Source organism: Methylolobus aquaticus, from assembly GCF_054172105.1.
In genome coordinates this window covers 466238-482842 of the sequence record NZ_JBSYXP010000001.1, presented here as the reverse complement: position 1 = coordinate 482842, position 16605 = coordinate 466238, and the positions used below count along the sequence as shown (strand labels likewise).

At 60.6% G+C, this 16605-nt stretch carries 15 protein-coding genes; 9 read left to right on the top strand and 6 right to left on the bottom strand.

The annotated features are described in order from the left end of the window. Positions 1–42: 42 nt before the first annotated feature. The gene (locus ACW73L_RS02205) at positions 43–750 is read right to left on the bottom strand and encodes a TIGR04282 family arsenosugar biosynthesis glycosyltransferase (protein ID WP_498919705.1); all 708 of its coding nucleotides are present in this window, start codon (positions 748–750) and stop codon (positions 43–45) included. A 171-nt stretch (positions 751–921) separates the two neighbouring features. Between ACW73L_RS02205 and ACW73L_RS02200 the strand changes: the two genes are divergently transcribed. From ACW73L_RS02200 to ACW73L_RS02175, 6 genes are all read left to right on the top strand, one after another. Beyond that, positions 922–1734, top strand: coding sequence for a sterol desaturase family protein (locus ACW73L_RS02200; RefSeq protein ID WP_498919704.1), 813 nt, complete (start codon positions 922–924; stop codon positions 1732–1734). A 291-nt stretch (positions 1735–2025) separates the two neighbouring features. Further along, a complete protein-coding gene (locus tag ACW73L_RS02195; RefSeq protein ID WP_498919703.1) occupies positions 2026–2268 on the top strand; it encodes a hypothetical protein in 243 nt (80 codons plus the stop codon). Between the two features lie 194 nt (positions 2269–2462). After that, complete coding sequence (locus ACW73L_RS02190) at positions 2463–2654, top strand: heavy metal translocating P-type ATPase metal-binding domain-containing protein (RefSeq protein ID WP_139556579.1); 192 nt, start codon at positions 2463–2465, stop codon at positions 2652–2654. Between the two features lie 196 nt (positions 2655–2850). Further along, a complete protein-coding gene (locus ACW73L_RS02185; RefSeq protein WP_129882303.1) occupies positions 2851–3057 on the top strand; it encodes a hypothetical protein in 207 nt (68 codons plus the stop codon). A gap of 107 nt (positions 3058–3164) precedes the next feature. Beyond that, positions 3165–3737, top strand: coding sequence for a cation transporter (locus ACW73L_RS02180; RefSeq protein ID WP_498919701.1), 573 nt, complete (start codon positions 3165–3167; stop codon positions 3735–3737). 3 nt (positions 3738–3740) lie between these two features. Beyond that, a complete protein-coding gene (locus ACW73L_RS02175; protein WP_498919700.1) occupies positions 3741–6203 on the top strand; it encodes a heavy metal translocating P-type ATPase in 2463 nt (820 codons plus the stop codon). A gap of 54 nt (positions 6204–6257) precedes the next feature. Here the strand turns inward: ACW73L_RS02175 and ACW73L_RS02170 are convergent, their stop codons facing one another. From ACW73L_RS02170 to ACW73L_RS02155, 4 genes are all read right to left on the bottom strand, one after another. Next, positions 6258–7994 (bottom strand): ABC transporter ATP-binding protein/permease, encoded by a 1737-nt coding sequence (locus ACW73L_RS02170; protein WP_498919699.1) that lies wholly within the window; start codon positions 7992–7994, stop codon positions 6258–6260. A 311-nt stretch (positions 7995–8305) separates the two neighbouring features. Continuing rightward, positions 8306–9385, bottom strand: a complete 1080-nt coding sequence (wecB, locus tag ACW73L_RS02165) for a non-hydrolyzing UDP-N-acetylglucosamine 2-epimerase (RefSeq protein ID WP_498919698.1) — start codon at positions 9383–9385, stop codon at positions 8306–8308. Between the two features lie 15 nt (positions 9386–9400). Continuing rightward, on the bottom strand, positions 9401–9964 hold the full coding sequence (locus tag ACW73L_RS02160) for an SGNH/GDSL hydrolase family protein (protein WP_498919697.1): 564 nt from the start codon (positions 9962–9964) through the stop codon (positions 9401–9403). A 327-nt stretch (positions 9965–10291) separates the two neighbouring features. Next, positions 10292–11038, bottom strand: coding sequence for a sulfotransferase (locus tag ACW73L_RS02155; RefSeq protein WP_498919696.1), 747 nt, complete (start codon positions 11036–11038; stop codon positions 10292–10294). Positions 11039–11629: 591 nt separating this feature from the next. Here ACW73L_RS02155 and ACW73L_RS02150 point away from each other — a divergent pair. Both ACW73L_RS02150 and ACW73L_RS02145 read left to right on the top strand, forming a co-directional pair. After that, positions 11630–12553: a quinoprotein relay system zinc metallohydrolase 2 gene (locus ACW73L_RS02150; RefSeq protein ID WP_498919695.1), complete on the top strand. Its 924-nt coding sequence runs from the start codon at positions 11630–11632 to the stop codon at positions 12551–12553. 62 nt (positions 12554–12615) lie between these two features. After that, positions 12616–13434 (top strand): quinoprotein dehydrogenase-associated SoxYZ-like carrier, encoded by an 819-nt coding sequence (locus ACW73L_RS02145; RefSeq protein WP_498919694.1) that lies wholly within the window; start codon positions 12616–12618, stop codon positions 13432–13434. A 42-nt stretch (positions 13435–13476) separates the two neighbouring features. Here ACW73L_RS02145 and glgX read toward each other — a convergent pair whose 3' ends face one another. Next, positions 13477–15588 (bottom strand): glycogen debranching protein GlgX, encoded by a 2112-nt coding sequence (gene glgX, locus ACW73L_RS02140; RefSeq protein WP_498919693.1) that lies wholly within the window; start codon positions 15586–15588, stop codon positions 13477–13479. A 322-nt stretch (positions 15589–15910) separates the two neighbouring features. Here glgX and ACW73L_RS02135 point away from each other — a divergent pair, with 322 nt between their 5' ends. Continuing rightward, complete coding sequence (locus tag ACW73L_RS02135) at positions 15911–16510, top strand: DNA-3-methyladenine glycosylase I (RefSeq protein WP_498919691.1); 600 nt, start codon at positions 15911–15913, stop codon at positions 16508–16510. Positions 16511–16605: the final 95 nt, after the last annotated feature.

The window sequence follows — 16605 nt, the reverse complement described above, 5'->3', positions numbered from 1 at the left end:
AACTTAAGGGAGCACTGCCACCCCGGAAACCTCACCGCCATGTCAGGATTCCGCTACCCTCAGGCGCCACTCCGGTCGCGCTGCCACGAGGCGCTGCCAGTCCGCCGGCGTGTCGAGGTCTCCCTGATCAGGCATTTCCTCCCATTCGTAACCCAGGCTCAGCAGGCGTCGGCGGGTCTGCGCCAACACGCGTGCGGTGCCCCATTCGACCCCTTCGAACAGGCCTGCCTCGAGACGAGTCAGGCCGATCAGCACGTAGCCGCCGTCCAGTGCCGGCACCAGCACGCCGTCGCTGCCGCTCGCGAGTGTACCGGCCGCCGCGATCAGGTCCTCCGCCGTGAGACCGGGCGCGTCACTGCCGAGCAGAAAGACTGCCGCGGCGCGCCGTAGCCCCGCGCGGAACGCACCGCACATGCGCTCGCCGAGGTCGCTACCGCGCTGCGACTCGAGACGCACGCCGAAATCCGTTGCGCAACGCTCGAAAAGCGGGTGTGCCGCATCCGGCGCACACCACAGTTCCACGCGCCCATTCACGGCGTGAGCCGCCGCACAGCAAACCTCAAGAGTATGCCGGACCAGTGCACCCTGGAGGCGTGCCGCACCGTCAGCGCCCAGGACCGGAATCAACCGCGTCTTCGCGAAGCCCGGAACGGGGGCCTTCGCAAAGACCTGGAAAAGCGGACCGACGCCGGACTCCGCGCCCTCCGGGGACTGCCCCGCACTCGGGAAGGCTCGGCGCAGCGAGACCATCAGATCGGGCTCTTGGCCGCCCCGCCGGGAATAGGGATGCTGCACCCACGGAGCAACAGTGAAAGCCTGCCCAGAGGTCTCCGCCTCTCGACGCGCCGCTCCGGGAATGGCAAGGTAAGGCGTGCCCGCGTGCCCTTGTGGCGCGCCCCCTGGCTGTTCGAGGCCTCCCTGATGAGCATGACAGAGACCGCAATCACCCGCCTGAGCCTCTTCGCAATCGCCCTGGCTCTGATGTTGTTCTGGGAGTGGCTGATGCCGTTCCACCGAGACGGCGAGCGCAAACTCTCGCGGGTGACACGACATCTCGGGTTGATGACCTTGAACTTCGGCGTGTTGCGCATGCTGAGCGGCGGCGGCGCTTTCGGTGTCGCATGGTTTGCAGCAGAACGTGGTTGGGGCCTGTTCCCGGCAATCGGACTGTCCCCGTGGGCGGCTGCGGTTCTGTCCCTGTTACTGCTCGATGCTGCGATCTATGCGCAGCATGTCGTGTTTCACAAGGTACCGCTGCTCTGGCGGCTCCACAAGGTTCATCACAGCGACCTCGAGTTCGACACGTCGACAGCGATACGCTTCCACCCGTTTGAACTGGTGCTGTCGATGTTCTTCAAGATGGCTTTGGTCGCCGCCCTTGGCATTGCGCCCGCCGTGGTGTTGACCTTCGAGGCCCTGCTGAATGCCTGCGCCCAATTCAACCACGGCAATGTTCGTCTCTCCCCTCGAACCGAGCGGGCAGTCCGGCGGTTATTGATCACACCGGATCTGCACCGCATTCACCATTCTCGGCGCCGGTGCGAAACCGACTCGAATTTCGGCTTTTCGGTGCCTTGGTGGGACTGGTTGTTTGGCACTTACCTCGCCACGCCTCATAGCGGCCAGGATGCGCTGCAAATCGGACTGGACGAATTCCGCGACCCGACGCACCTGCGATTCATCGACCTGTTGAAAATCCCGTTCCAGTCAAACCCCAAGTCCCCACCGACCTGACGGAAGGAAACCCGCCGGTACCAACCGGTCGTTTGCTCGACCCGGCGTCCGGAACGCGCCGATCCGCCGGCGCCGCACTATCCTTGGACTGTGCGTCATTTCACACAGAGATCTCAGGGTTTTCCCATGGGTCGGCCCGGATTCCGACGCGATCCTTCCCGGCAAGCGCTTGTCGGCTCACGAAAGCCCGCATGGGCATGGCACTTGCCTGATCGGGCGGGCAGGTAATCCCGGGCCCCTGATGCTCGGACGCCTGCGGCCTGATTTCCAACTCATTGACAGGATCGATCCATGACCACGACCGTCATTTCTCGTGCCAGGACAACACGATCCCGTGCCCAGGGCAGATTGCTGCTCGGTACCGGGCTCGCGTTCGCTTCGCTCATCCTGATCCCCGCTATCGCCGCAAGGATCGGGCTCGGATCGAGCGTGACCGGGGCGCTCCGCATCGCCTTGATGAAGGCCTCCAGCCGTGCTGTCGGCGGATCATCGGGTGGTTCTGAAGCCGCGACGACCTGTTTCGGCTGCCACTGAGCGTGCTCCGGCCGCACATCCCCTGCCGGCGTCAAGCGGTTTATGCCGCGCACTGCGTCATGCCGGCAGCAGGAGGCTCAGGCCGGCACATCGAGGCCCGCGGGGCAGCTTCTCCGCAGGCACTGGCAATATCGACAAACGCGTCGCATCCCGCTACAGTTACGCCTTGATCAATAACCGTTCGGGGTTCGCCCATGGCCTCCGAAGCGCCGAAGTCAGACGTCGCACAGGAAGATGTCTGCGACCTCTGCGGCCTTCCCGTCGAAGTCGACGATTACGAAATTTCGACTACCTCCGGTAAACGGCACTTTTGCTGCGAAGGCTGCTTCGGGATTTTCAAAATGTTGCACGAAGACGAGATCCTGCCGAGTGCGGGGTCAGGCTGAGGCCAGCCTTTCATTTACCACGAGGTCGTCGTACGGGGCTACCACAACAACGGCCCTTAGCCGGCGCGCCGTGACGCCAGTACACGCAAGACGTTACCCCAGCCAACTCAGGGAACGATTCGACGTCATCGAGGCCCGCGATTCGTCGGCCGCATCGTAATTCCTGTCCTTACAACACACGGAGAGAGCATCGCTCATGGTATCGCTATCAAAACATCCCCTTATCGTCTTCGGCCTTGGCGTCGCCGTGGGCTATGTCGCGCACAAATACCGCAAGGAAATCATCGAGTCCGCTAACCGGGCGGCCGAAAAAAGCAAGGACTTCGTCCTTCAACAGCGCGAGAATCTGGAAGACTTGATGGCTGCCGGCAAGGAAGCCGCCGACGACGCCGGCCAGGCCTAGGCCGAAAGACATAATCCCGCAAGCGACAGGATCATCGAATCGCCAAGCCACGGGTGCTGCCATGGACACGGCAGCGCCCCGCACAAAGATTTACGGGTTAGCGTTTTATGACGCCCGGGACTGAAATCACCGTCCGCTACCGCGCCTCCGGACACGCGCGCTTCGAACTGCCGTTGGCGCTATGCCAAACTGCCGAGGGTGCCCGTCTGACCGCCGCGCTGACACCCATCGAAGGCGTCTACCGCGTCGACCTTTATCCCCGTCAACGCAAGCTTTCGGTTCGCTTCATCGAGAGCATCTGTTCTTTCCAGAACCTGAGCGAGGCCTTGCTCGCGGTCGCGAGCGGCACCGGCGAGCATTCATGCTGCGGCTCGGAAGCGACTGCCAGGCCCGGGAAGGTCGCGCCGCTGCCGCTCCGGGATCGTACCGGAACCGGCTTGAGCCTGTTGAACCGCCGACAACCTGCCCCTGCCGGAACCGGCCTGCTCGCCCGCATTCCGGTCAAGGAGACAACCGTCGTCGAGTTCCTGAACGACGTGCTGGTCCTGTTCTTGATCAAGTTGCACTGGCACATGATCACGCAGCACTGGCTGCGCGAACCCTGGCGCTATCGCTACGAATGGATGGCTGCGATTTACATGATTTATCTGCTGGTCCGCTCCCGCCGACCCAAGAGCTGAACCATGGACGACCTTTCCAAGCGACCCGCATCCCCCCAGCATTTCACTCTCGTTCATCAGCTGCGCCGGCGCGTGCGGATCGTGGCCCCGACGCTGCGACGCGATCTCGAGCGCACTTACGCTGCCGAGATTCTGCTGCGCAAGCACAAGGCCGTGCGTCACATCCGGACGGTCCCGGAATTGGGCTCGCTGGCGATCGACTTCGACCCCGCGCAGTTGCCACGCGAAAAACTGCTGCTGGTATTGGATCGCCTGATCGGCAACCTCGGTAGCGGGCCACGCACTTCCCTCGCTGCCGCAGAGACCTTCGATCTGTCGGGCCCCTCCCATGACTACACGCTGGGCGTCGATGGGATGACCTGCGCTTCGTGCGCACTGCTGGTCGAAATGATGCTGCGTCGTGACCCGCGCATCGAGCGAGCGACCGTCAACTTCGCGACCGAAACCGCGGCAATCCGTGGCAAGCTCGACAAGGAAGCGCTGGTCGCCCTGATCGACCGCTGGGGCTACTCCGCCATACCCCTCGGCTCGCTGGCGCAGCGCAAGCTGATGCTCGAGAAGGAGGAGCGGCGGCTGACCGAGGCACGGCGGCGGTTCTTCTGGTCGGCGGTGCTGAGCGCTCCAGCAATCGCGATCGGCATGGCCATGCCTCATGGCAGGATTTTTCACTGGGTGGAACTGGCGCTGACCGCGCCGGTGGTCTGCTGGGCCGCAGCACCCTTCTTCGCTAAGGCCTGGAAACTGGCCAAGCAGCGCTCCGCAAACATGGACACGCTGGTGGCTCTGGGCTCGGGTGCAGCCTACGGTTACAGCATCATCGCGCTGTTGACCCGTCAACGCGAATTGTATTTCGAGGCCGCGGCCGGCATCGTGACCTTCGTGCTGCTGGGCCGCTTCCTCGAGGAAAAGGCGCGAGGCCAGGCCCAGCAGGCCATTCGCAGCCTGATCGACCTACAGCCCCTAACCGCCAATATCCTGCGGGACGGTGTAGAGCACGTCGTCCCTATCGACGATGTCGTGGTGGGCGACCTGATGCTGATTCGTCCCGGGGACAAGATCCCGACCGACGGGATGGTGATCGAGGGCCTGTCGACGGTGAATGAGGCAATGGTCACCGGTGAAAGTCTGCCGGTGGTCAAGGAGCCGGGACAGCGGGTAATCGGTGGCTGCGTCAACGGCGCCGGGGCGATGAAAGTCCGCGTGACGGCCGTCGGAGCCGAAACCGTCCTCGCGGGGATCGTCAACATGGTGGATCAGGCTCAGGCCACCAAGCTGCCGATTCAGAAAACGGTAGACCGCGTCAGCGCGGTTTTCGTGCCCGGCGTCATGGTGATTTCCGGGTTGACCTTCGCCGGTTGGCTCGCGGTCGGTGCCGGCGTCGGAACGGCTTTTTCCAATGCCATCGCGGTGCTGCTGATCGCCTGCCCTTGCGCGCTGGGACTCGCGACACCGGCGGCCATCATGGTCGGGACCGGTCAAGCCGCCAAACGGGGCGTGTTCATCCGCAACGGCGAGACGCTTGAGTCCGCCTCGCGCCTGAGCGCGGTGATTTTCGACAAGACCGGCACCCTCACCGAGGGGCAACCGCACGTCGTCGATTTCATCAATCAGTCTACGCTCGACGACCGGGAGCTGTTGGCCATCGCAGCCAGCGCTGAAACCAATTCCGAACACTTTCTGGGGCAGGCTGTGCTGGCCTACGCACGCGATCAAGAGGCGCCGATCTACGAGGCGAAAGACTTCATTGCCGTACCCGGCCGCGGCATCCGCGCCAAGGTCAAGCGGCGCGAGGTCATCCTGGGCAATGCCGAATGGCTCACCGAACAGGGTATTTCGCTGGAATCCTGGGAAAGCGTCGCCGAAAGTCTGGCTGGCGCCGGCAAGACCCCCGTGTATTGCGCGTTGGGCGGTCGTGCCGTGGCGGTGTTCGGGATCGCGGACAAGGCCCGCGACAACGCACCGCAGGCCATTGCCGAGTTGCACCGCATGGGCGTGCGTACCCTGCTGGTCACCGGTGACGTGGCGGCCGCGGCGCACTACATCGCGGACTGGGTCGGCATCGACGAAGTCGTTGCGCATGCACGCCCGGAACGTAAGCTGGAAATCGTCCACGAACTGCAGCGCGAAGGCGATCTGGTCGGCATGATTGGTGACGGCATCAACGACGCGCCGGCACTGGCGGCTGCCGATGTCGGCTTCGCCATAGGCAGCGGCACCGACATCGCGATGGAAACGGCCGATATGACGCTGGTCCATGGCGACATCACCAAGGTTGCCGAGGCGATGGGGCTGAGTCGCGACACGTTGCGCATCATCCACCAGAATCTGTTCTGGGCGTTCGCCTACAATACGGTGGCAATCCCGGTCGCGGCGTTCGGGCGCCTCAGTCCGATGATTGCCTCGGCGGCGATGGCGCTGAGTTCGGTTTCGGTCGTCGTGAATTCGCTGCGTCTGCAGCGTCGCTGACGGCGGCCCCGCCGGGTCAATGCGAATCCGGCACCCTCTCCTGGCTGTGCTGCATTACGCCGCTCCCTGCGAAGCCGGATGGGACGTACGGGACTCGATCGGCTCCCACCGCCAACGGCCCTGATCTTCCATCGACAGTGCGTAATCGTAGTAGCGTACGTTTGCCTGATCCTCACCGTTACCGATCGCGAGGTAGGCGATGTGGCGTTCCCTCAGCCAATCCAATAGCATCTCCACCTGCCCAGCGCTCAGCGCGGTATTGGGGCGCTCCATAATCACGAAGGCCGGCTCCGCAAGGAACAAACGAGCACAGGAAAGCAACTGTTGTTCCCCCAGTGACAGCACATCGCCCCAATGGCGCTCGGTATCGAGACCGCCGGTCTGTTTGACGACACGCTCCAGACCGACTTGGTGCAGCACCGCCAGTACCGTGTCGTCGGCGACACGCACTTCCTGCCCATTACCCAGCAGGGCCTGCCGCAGCGTTCCGGGCGGCACGTAGGGCCGCTCCGGCAACAACAGGATGCGGGAGAGCCCGGGCCGCTGGATGACGCCTTCCCCGGCCCGCCAAATACCCGCCGTCGCCCGGAGCAGCGCAAGTTTCGCCCGCTCGTTGGATCCGGTCACCAAGACCCGCATACCGGGTTCGACCGTGATCGACAGATCAGCCACCAGGACGCGCCCGTCGCGAGGCGACTTCAGCGTCAGATGATCGAACACCAACGGCCCCTCATCGCTCTCCTGGATACGGATCTGCGAGACCGCTCGCGACTGTGCCTGCTCGATGGCCTCCCAGAGCGAACCGAGTCTGGCGATCACGGCAGCGAACGCGGAAATCGACTGGAACTGCGTGACGATCAGCGAGAAAGCACCCAGCAGTTGAGCGAACGCCATCGCCGATTGCGTGATGACTCCGAACTCGACTTCACCCCGGATGAACATCGGCGCAACGATCAGCGCCGGAATGATCTGTATCAGGTAGTTGTAACCCGTGGTGAAAAAACTCAGATTGCGATTCACCGCAATGATCTGCCGAAAATTCAATACCAACAGGTCGAGGTGGTGTTGCAGCCGCTCACGGAGCCCTCGTTCGCGCCGCAGCAGCGCGATCGACTCCGAATTCTCCCGCACATGTATCAAATCGGAACGGAAATCGGCCTCCTTGTCGAGCTGGCTGTAGTTCAGCCACACCAGCGGCCGACCCAGAAACACGGTCAGATAGGAACCCATGGTGGCATACAGCACCGCGACACCGAACAGCAGTGGGCTGATGGTCCACATGACGCCAGAGAAAGCGATGATGGTGAACGTGCCGTTTAGAATCATCAGCACGAACGACAGTGTCGTCGTCGTGAAGGCCTTGATGTCATCAGCGATCCGTTGGTCCGGATTGGCGATTTCCCCAGCCTCATCGAGTCGGTAGTAGACCGGGTGGACAAGGTATAGACCGATGGCCCTGCGCGTCAGCCACTCCCGCCACAACAGGCCCAGTCGCTCTTCACAGAACCGGTAGAGCACGGCGACGACCGTCGAGGCACCGAACATTGCCACGTAGAGGACGGCCTGCCAGACGAATTCCAACATCTTCCTGTCGGCGACGGCGGTCATGAAATCGCGGCCGACGTAACTGCTGATGACGTTGAACGCGTTGATCCCGACCAGGAAAACCAGCAGGAGCAGCGATAGGAGACGCGCCTTCCAGCCAACCTCGGACCCAATGAAAGCGCGGACGACCCGCACGAATCGCAACCAGGCCGCGCGGTTCAGGGGAAGTTCGGAGTGATCGGTCATTGGATGCCGGCTGTTTCGGGTTGACCACGGGCCGCGCGCCAGCGCTGCCGTCTAGCGGAGGCAGGACGTTACACGCTGCGTCGCTCGCGCGCAATCACTATGCCGCCCGGAGTTTGCTCCGCCCTTGGATCAGGGCTCGGGACGGGACCGATAGGGCGGTGCAGTTGCGAATTCGCACCCGACTTCGCTTCGGCACGCGCCACGGCAACGGCATCGCGCGGTGCAATTCGGAAGTGCCCAAGTGACACCGGCCAGGATCACGAAAACCAGAAATGACGGCGGCAACCCGAGCGAGGAGTTGGCCCCAAGCGCTATCTCCCCAAGCGCCCTGACGCCGCTTGCAAGCCCTCGCGGGCGTTGTGCAATATTTCCGCAATCCGCAAACCCACGCCGTACTCCCCATAGATGGGCGGAAACGCATGTTCCTTCCCTTCGCAGTGCTTCACCGCAGCGGCGACGATATCCTCATGCCGAAACCCTGAAATAATATTCGCGCCGGATTCGACTGTCTCCATCCGCTCCGAATTCTCACGAATGGTGACGCAAGGCACGCGGAGAATATACGCCTCTTCCTGAATACAACCACTATCCGTCAGAATAATCTCCGCATACTTTTCGAAAGCAAGCGAGGCCAATGGGGGAACGGGATCGATGATTTCGACTTCACCGAGCACGGAGTAGGGAATCGCATGTTCCTTCATGGCATGCCGTGTACGCGGATGCATCGGAAATACGATGCGGCTGAACCTGTTTCTTGCCAGCCACGCAAGCGTCTCAAACACACTGACCATCAAGGCCCTGTGGTCGGTGAACTCCTTCCGGTGCAAGGTCACGTATGCATATCGGTCAGGCACCGGCCTCTCAAGGCCTTCCGAAAAGTCCTCAATTATGTCGATGCTGGTGTTGCCTGAATGGAACACCTTGCCGCGAAGCTCATGGTTATTTTCAAGATATCTCTTCTGTGCTTCGGTATTCGTGAACATGAAATTCGCCGTGCTGTCGCAGATTATCCTGTTGCGCTCCTCATACATTGCCTTGTCGTACGACCTCAAACCCGCTTCGACATGCGCTAGAGGCCTGTCCGAGTAAAGCGCGGCGACTGTACCTACAAGCGACGCCGCGGTGTCTCCGTTGACAAGCAGCAAATCGACAGCTTTCTCCCTTATCAGCTCACGAACCCAATCGATTGCCCGCCCAATCGTGTATTCTTCCGGAAGAATATGGTCCGGCGCATAACCCATCTCATCGAATGCCGCACCCTGCATTGCGTAGTCGGCATGCTGATTTGTGTGGAGTACCAGGAAATCCATTCCAAGTTCTTTGAGCCCCTTAACGACAGGGTAATTCTTAATGACTTCCGGCCGAGTACCGAGCAGGATAGCAATCTTCACCTCACACCCTATACATTAAAGTGTAGAGACCGCGGCAGCGAAAGCCTGAGCGATAGCGATATTCCCTCTTTCATTGAAATGTACCGGATCCTCATAGTGTTCCCTTGTGAGGTGATCAAGAGAAATTGTGCGAGCCCTCGGAAACTTTGCGACGGATTCTCTGAGAGCCCTATTATAATCGAGCCTAAGCTCAGATGTGGGCCGCTCAAAAAAACTATGTCCATCTGGAAAAATAGGCGGTATCTCCCCGCAAATTATGACCTTGAACTTTTTAATCACTAATGTTCTGAGTATTTGGGTGTAGTACTCGGAAAATAATTCTATATCCGTGCCATTTCCGACGTCATTGGTGCCGATCATCAAGCAACAAATGAAGGTGTCGCTAAGCGCATCAATCTCCTGATTAATCTTGAACCACAGGTCGCGCGCCGTAAATCCGTTGACACTCCGGTTTATGGTGCGCCACTGGTATGGCGTCTGCTCCGATAGAAACTTCCCCAAATAGAGCGGGTAACAGCCATAACTGCGTGCCCCAAAGGTCTGGCTATCGCCGAAACAAATCAAATTTTGATAGTTCATTGCTATTCCATCATCAGATGAGACGGGCCTATGCGCGACGAAATTGGTGTCCTGGCCAGCAGCGTCTGGCAAAGGTCTGCGCGGCCTACGGGGCGCCGAAGCCTTACGCCTGGAACGCCGCCAAGTGTCATCAACGCCTTTCGCGAATTGGGGCGACGGCGCGGTAAACCTGCAGTGTGCGTTGGGCGACTTCGTTCCAATCCGGAATCGACTGCAGCACTCCAGCTATCAACTTCCGGGCGCCCAGTTGGTCGCAAGATTTCGCCAGGGCGATGATGCGATCACGCAGTGCATCGCAATCTCGCGATTTGAGCCAGCCCTAAAAGCTTATTCAAAAGCTAGCCCGTATTTCTCGAGCGCCAGACGTAATTCCTCAGTATTAGTTATCCTATGGGACGTATTGGATTGGATAACTGCCCGCGGGACCGCCTGCAATGGCATTGCGGAATTAACACCGAGAAAGTCACACACGCGTCCCACTACAGCGCGATTGTCCGAACGAAACTCCTCATACCCAACTCGGATGTAGGCGTGCGACGAACTCAACTCACCAAATCGCTGACCAAGATAGTGTTTCATCCTGACCCTCTTCAATGCTTCCGGCACATTCCATGTGACAGCTAGGTCTTGTGGATATTCTTGCCCGAAGTATCGCTGAGTCGCTCTCGCACAGGCAATTGACTTCAACCATTCGAGGTTGTCGCTTCTTACCAGATGAATTATTGAGATATCGCGGCGTGACTGTAGCCAGCGAAGATGCGGGTTGAATCCTTCAACGACATGTACCGGACTGAAACGCGGATGGAAAAACCACTTGGGGGTCGAGCGAAACAGGAGGCGGAAGCCGATCACCTCGATCTCGGGTCCGTGCCGATCCCTGAGGAAGGCTCGTTCGTTCGGCCGCAAACCGTCGAAGCGACCCCGAAGGAAATCCTCGGCCAACTTAACCCTAGCGACTCCAAAAACGTGCTCGGTGGACTCCCAGCCGCATGTCACCCCCGGATGCAAGCCCAATTGTTCCGCGAAAGCGCTGCTGCCTGTGCGAAAGGTACCGACGATGAGATACGGCCGCATCGACTTGTTCCTTGATCGATGTTTGCGGAGCCCAGACACTCCACACTAGATGAGCATCACCAATGCCTCTCACACGACAACAACGAGGCGATTGGCAACGGTTCCAGGGCTACTGAACGTCAACATCACGCTTTGTGTACGCCCATCAACAGGCCTGGGAAACCAAGGCCTTGCATGGATTCTGCGACTTCAGCGCAACAACGGCAAGGGGTCCCCGAATCGAGACGCGGAGAGGGGGCATCATGTACCCTTCCTCGAAACATTTCGTACGGAGCACACGCACTGATCCGCCAAGCCGGCGCCGGTGGTGTGGTCCGTTGAATGGACTTGGGTACCGGGAGCTGACCGCGGGCGGCGACCCTACAGAGGGCTTAGCCCACCCGCCGTGCGTCGTGCACGGTCTAGGATGTCGTTCGGCGGCCACTTCGGTATCTGTGAACAATGGGGTCCCGGGTGGCAACACCATCACGAGTGACTTGGTTCCACCCCAGCGCAGGGCGCGCTTTACGGCTGACTGGAGACATTGAACATTTGTTGAGGCGAGTCCACAATCCCGGTGCTCCGACTCCCACTCTCCATGCAGCTGACCCGATGCCCCGGCCCGCACTGATCGCTTCACTGCTGTTACTCGCCGCAAACCCCTGTCTGGGCCGAGCAACGCTCGACCTGCAACCGATTGCCCCGGGGGTCTTTGTGCACCAGGGCGTACATCAACTGCCGGATCACCATAACCGGGGAGAGATCGCCAACATCGGCTTCATCGAAGGCCGGCGCTGCGTCGCCGTCATCGATTCTGGAGGCAGCCCGGAACAGGGTCGCGCACTGCGCGACGCGATCAGGGCACTGACCCGCACGCCGATCTGTTACGTGATCAATACGCACGTGCACCCGGACCACATCTACGGAAATCGCGCCTTCCGAGAGCCCGGCGTCCGCTTCGTCGGGCATCACAAGCTCGGTGCCGCCATGGCGGCACGCGCGGCCTTCTACAGTGAAAAGGCAGGCCGCGATCTAGACCTCGCGCTGACCGCGGAAGACTTCGTGCTGCCTGACATAGAGGTCAACGGCGAGATGGAACTCGATTTAGGCGAGCGGCGTCTGACTCTGGTAGCTCAGGCAACAGCCCATACCGACAACGATCTGACCGTTTACGACCAAACGACGCAGACGCTGTGGCTTGCAGACCTATTGTTTATGGATCATCTGCCGGTGATCGACGGCAGCCTGAATGGTTGGCTGAACGTACTTGACCGGGTGCGTGCGATACCTGCTAAACGCGCAGTACCGGGGCACGGCCCCGTCGCTGCATTCTGGCCGGTCGATGCAGCACCAGAGATAAGATATCTGAGCGAGTTGCGTACCGAGCTTCGCGCTGCGATCAAGCAAGGCCGCACCATCGAGCAGGCGGTGGCATCGGTCGGGCGTTCCGAACGCAGTCGCTGGGCATTGTTCGATGAGTTTCACCCGAGGAACGTCGCGACTGCCTACGCCGAACTCGAATGGGAAGAGGACTGACCGCGCTGTCGCGGCCAGCACGAATCATCATCGAGGAATAAACACTGAACGGAGAATCGAATATGCACTGTCGCCCGCTTTTCTTCCCCAGCCTCCTTCTTGCGATCGCACTGCTTTCGCCGAGCCTCGCCTCTGGCGGCAGCGACATGCCGGAAGAAACCGCCTGGGTCAACGGCCTGCGCGCAAAGTTCATCGGCGAAAAAGCCATCGAGGAAGGCAACGACGTGATCGAACTGTCCGCGCCCTATCGTGCCGAGGACCCGGCCTTGGTCCCGCTGCAGATCACCAGCCGGATCCCGCAGACGCCCGAGCGGTTCATTAGGAAGATCACGTTGGTCATCGACAATAACCCGGTCCCGTTCGGGGCGTCGTTCGAATTCACACCGGACTCAGGGAAGGCGGATATCGCGATGCGCGTCCGCGTGAACTCGTATAGCTACGTGCGAGCCATCGCCGAGACCAATGACGGCAAGTTGCATATGGCCAAGGCCTTCGTCAAGGCCAGCGGCGGCTGTTCGGCGCCGATCGGGGGCGACCTGGAGGCGGCGATGGCGCGCCTTGGCAAGATGAAATTCAAGATGGACGGTGAGCGTCTGACGCCGCAGCAACCCAACCTCACTCAGTTGCTGATCAGCCACCCAAACATCACCGGCCTCCAGATGAATCAGATCTCGCGTCTGGTGCAGCCGGCTCACTATGTCGAAGAGGTCAAAGTCAGCTTCAACGACAAGCCAGTCATGACGGCTCAGACCGACATCGCGATCAGCGCTGACCCGAACTTCCGGTTTTACTTCGTACCGCAAGGACAAGGCGAGTTGAAGGCGGAAATTCGGGACAACCTCGGCGGTCGCTATTCGACGACGCAGACCTTGACGCCCTGAGGCCGGAGCCGGGTGGAGGCGTCAAGCCTCCGCGCGGCTGCATCACTTTAGGCGCGGATCCCGGTCGCTGAGAAGTACCACCAGAGTCTTGTCCCAGACCAGCAGGCTGTCCTGCTCGAACAGGGGTATTTCAGCGCCCGGCGCACAAATATCGAAGGGCGGTGTCGCCCCGGTGTCAATGGCCTTGAGCCACACATCGTTTTCCGGAGGATGCGGCAGCACGAAGTTGACGGCATGCGACGTCGGGTTGAACAGCATGCACAATTGCCGCTCCCCGCCCATTGCACAATGGAAGTGGCAGCCGATCGCCGCATCCGTATGCCATTCCGGCATCCACCCGCAAGCATTGAACCAGCTCAGATCCTGCGGTCGATAGAACTCATCGCGCGACACCACCGGGTGGCGGGCCCGAAAGGCCAGCAAACCCCGCGTGAATTCGAGCATGGCCCGGTTTTGTTCAACCAGGCTCCAGTCGAACCACGACACCTCGTTATCCTGGCAATAGGCGTTGTTGTTGCCCCGCTGCGTGCGACAGAACTCATCGCCGCCCAACAACATCGGTACGCCGCGCGACAATAGCAACGTGGCCAGAAAATTTTTCATCTGGCGCGTTCGGATCCGCTGGATCTGCGGATCGTCGGTAGGACCTTCGACGCCGTAGTTGGCACTGAAGTTGGCATCGCAGCCATCCCTATTGCTTTCGCCATTGGCCCAGTTGTGCTTCTGCTCATAGGACACGAGATCGTTGAGCGTGAAGCCGTCATGGCAGGTCACAAAATTGATGGAGTGGACCGCCGACCGACCGCTGTGCTCGTACAGGTCGGCGCTGCCGGTCAAGCGCTGCGCGAACGCGCCGGCCATCCCCTGATCGCCGCGCCAGTAGCGACGTACATCGTCCCGATAGACCCCGTTCCATTCCGACCAGCCATCTCCCGGGAAACGCCCCACCAGATATGCGCCGCCAGCATCCCAGGCCTCGGCAATCAGCTTGGTTTGCCGCAGGATGGGATCCTCGCTGATCGCCTCGAGCAGCGGCGGGTTCGGGATCAACCGCCCGCTCCGGTCACGGCTGAGGATCGACGCCAGATCGAACCGAAAACCGTCGACATGCATCTCGACAACCCAGTATCGCAGACACTCCAGAATGAAGTTGATGACGACCGGGTGGTTACAGTTGACAGTGTTGCCGCAGCCGGAATAGTTCTTGTAAGACCGTTTATCGTCTTCAAGCAGGTAATAAATGCTGTTGTCCAGCCCGCGAAAACTGAACGTGGGTCCGGTTTCATCACCCTCCGCCGTATGGTTGAAGACCACGTCCAGCAATACCTCGATACCGGCCTGGTGTAGTGCCTTGACCATCTCCTTGAACTCGTCCACCTGACAACCGGGATAGCGCCGCGTCCCGAAACCCTGGTGGGGGGCGAAGAAGGCGATCGTGCTGTAGCCCCAGTAATTGGTCAGGCGCTCGCCGCTCATCGGGTTGACCCGCGTCAGCTCATCCGGATTGAACTCCTGCAGCGGCAGGAACTCGATGGCCGTGATGCCCAGTTCCTTGAAATAGGGGATCTTGTCGATGACGCCCCGGTAGGTGCCGGGCGCGTTGACCCGCGACGAGGGATGCCAGGTCAGACCCCGCACATGCGTCTCGTAGATCACGGTCTCCGACCAGGGTAACCGCAGCGGACGATCACCTTCCCAGTCGAACTGCGGTGCCGTGACCAGGCTGCGAACCTGGGACTGCGCCCTGTCACCGCACGCTTCGTCAAATGTCCAACTCGATGGGGCGTACAAGGCCGTCGCGTAAGGGTCGATCAGAACCCGCTCGGGAGCAAACCGGTGCCCTTGCTCAGGTGCGCAGGGCCCGTCGACGCGAAACGCGTACGCCAGCCCGCGGCCGACGCCTTCAACTCGGATGTGCCAGATGTCTCCGGTACGATTGCGACGCGGATCCAGTTGGACGATGCTGCAGGGTTCGCGAGCCTCGGCCGTCTCATAGAGAAGCAGCCAAACGCGCGTCGCGTTACGGCTGAAAAGGCTGAAGTTGACACCCGTGGACTGAAGAGACGGGCCCAGCGGCAACGGCGACCCGTCACCGCAACGGAACGCGCGGGTAGCTCGCTGGAGAAATCGGTCGGAGAGAAGATCGAGGTTCATGGCCGGAACGATTGCTAAGGAACACGGTTGATGGCGCACTCCCTAAATCCCCCCTTCCGAAAGATGCCCCCGCAATCACAACCGGTTTCCCTACTGGCAGCGCGACTGAACTTGAGTGCCCGGGTCTAGGCCGGACTGGCTTTCCGGAAAGTGCTCCTGATCACCCAGTACCATACTGCTTCGCACGGGATGCTGCAACGCCACCCAAAGTAGGGATAAAGCGTCCACATGGCCGATTCCCGTCTCTGTCCGGCCTGCCCGGACCGGAACCGGCACGATGCCTGAGCGCTCCAAACCGTTTGAGATCAGCCAGGAGAACCCGATGACCTGCCCAGTCCGCTGCCCTTGGTCCTATGCCGGCATGGATGAAGCCTACGTTCGCTACCATGACCAGGAATGGGGCGTGCCGGTGCACGATGAGCGTACGCAGTTCGAGTTTCTGCTACTGGAGGGCGCCCAGGCGGGCCTCAGCTGGGCGACGATCCTCAAGAAGCGTCAGGGCTACCGTGAAGCGTTTGCTGATTTCGATCCGGCAGCCGTCGCACGCTTTGGTCCGGCCGAGGTCGAGCGCCTGATGGGCTTTCCGGGCATTGTGCGTAATCGTCTCAAGATCGAGAGCGCCATAATCAATGCCCAGAAGACGCTTGCCGTTCAGGATGAATTCGGGGGCCTCGATGCGTTCCTGTGGAGCTTTGTCGATGGCAACCCGATCATCAATCACTGGCAGGATATGGCCGAGGTTCCAGCGCATTCGGCCGCATCGGATCGGCTCAGCAAGGAACTGCGCCGGCGTGGTTTCAAGTTCGTCGGCAGCACGATCATTTACGCGCACATGCAGGCCACCGGGATGGTAAACGATCACTTGATCACCTGCTTTCGCCATGCGGAATGTCAGAATCCCAAGGTGATCCGCTCTGTTTAAGCACCGAGCGTCACGGGACCGCCCTTGAAAACCTTGGGCGTGCGACCCATTTCGCCTGGGTCATTGGCGTTCGATCGTCACCACGTGCCACCTAC

Coding starts and splice junctions, on each gene's coding strand:
- ACW73L_RS02205 (WP_498919705.1), bottom strand. CDS start 750: ATGGTCTCGCTGCGCCGAGCCTTCCCGAGTGCGGGGCAGTCCCCGGAG.
- ACW73L_RS02200 (WP_498919704.1), top strand. CDS start 922: ATGAGCATGACAGAGACCGCAATCACCCGCCTGAGCCTCTTCGCAATC.
- ACW73L_RS02195 (WP_498919703.1), top strand. CDS start 2,026: ATGACCACGACCGTCATTTCTCGTGCCAGGACAACACGATCCCGTGCC.
- ACW73L_RS02190 (WP_139556579.1), top strand. CDS start 2,463: ATGGCCTCCGAAGCGCCGAAGTCAGACGTCGCACAGGAAGATGTCTGC.
- ACW73L_RS02185 (WP_129882303.1), top strand. CDS start 2,851: ATGGTATCGCTATCAAAACATCCCCTTATCGTCTTCGGCCTTGGCGTC.
- ACW73L_RS02180 (WP_498919701.1), top strand. CDS start 3,165: ATGACGCCCGGGACTGAAATCACCGTCCGCTACCGCGCCTCCGGACAC.
- ACW73L_RS02175 (WP_498919700.1), top strand. CDS start 3,741: ATGGACGACCTTTCCAAGCGACCCGCATCCCCCCAGCATTTCACTCTC.
- ACW73L_RS02170 (WP_498919699.1), bottom strand. CDS start 7,994: ATGACCGATCACTCCGAACTTCCCCTGAACCGCGCGGCCTGGTTGCGA.
- ACW73L_RS02160 (WP_498919697.1), bottom strand. CDS start 9,964: ATGAACTATCAAAATTTGATTTGTTTCGGCGATAGCCAGACCTTTGGG.
- ACW73L_RS02155 (WP_498919696.1), bottom strand. CDS start 11,038: ATGCGGCCGTATCTCATCGTCGGTACCTTTCGCACAGGCAGCAGCGCT.
- ACW73L_RS02150 (WP_498919695.1), top strand. CDS start 11,630: ATGCCCCGGCCCGCACTGATCGCTTCACTGCTGTTACTCGCCGCAAAC.
- ACW73L_RS02145 (WP_498919694.1), top strand. CDS start 12,616: ATGCACTGTCGCCCGCTTTTCTTCCCCAGCCTCCTTCTTGCGATCGCA.
- glgX (WP_498919693.1), bottom strand. CDS start 15,588: ATGAACCTCGATCTTCTCTCCGACCGATTTCTCCAGCGAGCTACCCGC.
- ACW73L_RS02135 (WP_498919691.1), top strand. CDS start 15,911: ATGACCTGCCCAGTCCGCTGCCCTTGGTCCTATGCCGGCATGGATGAA.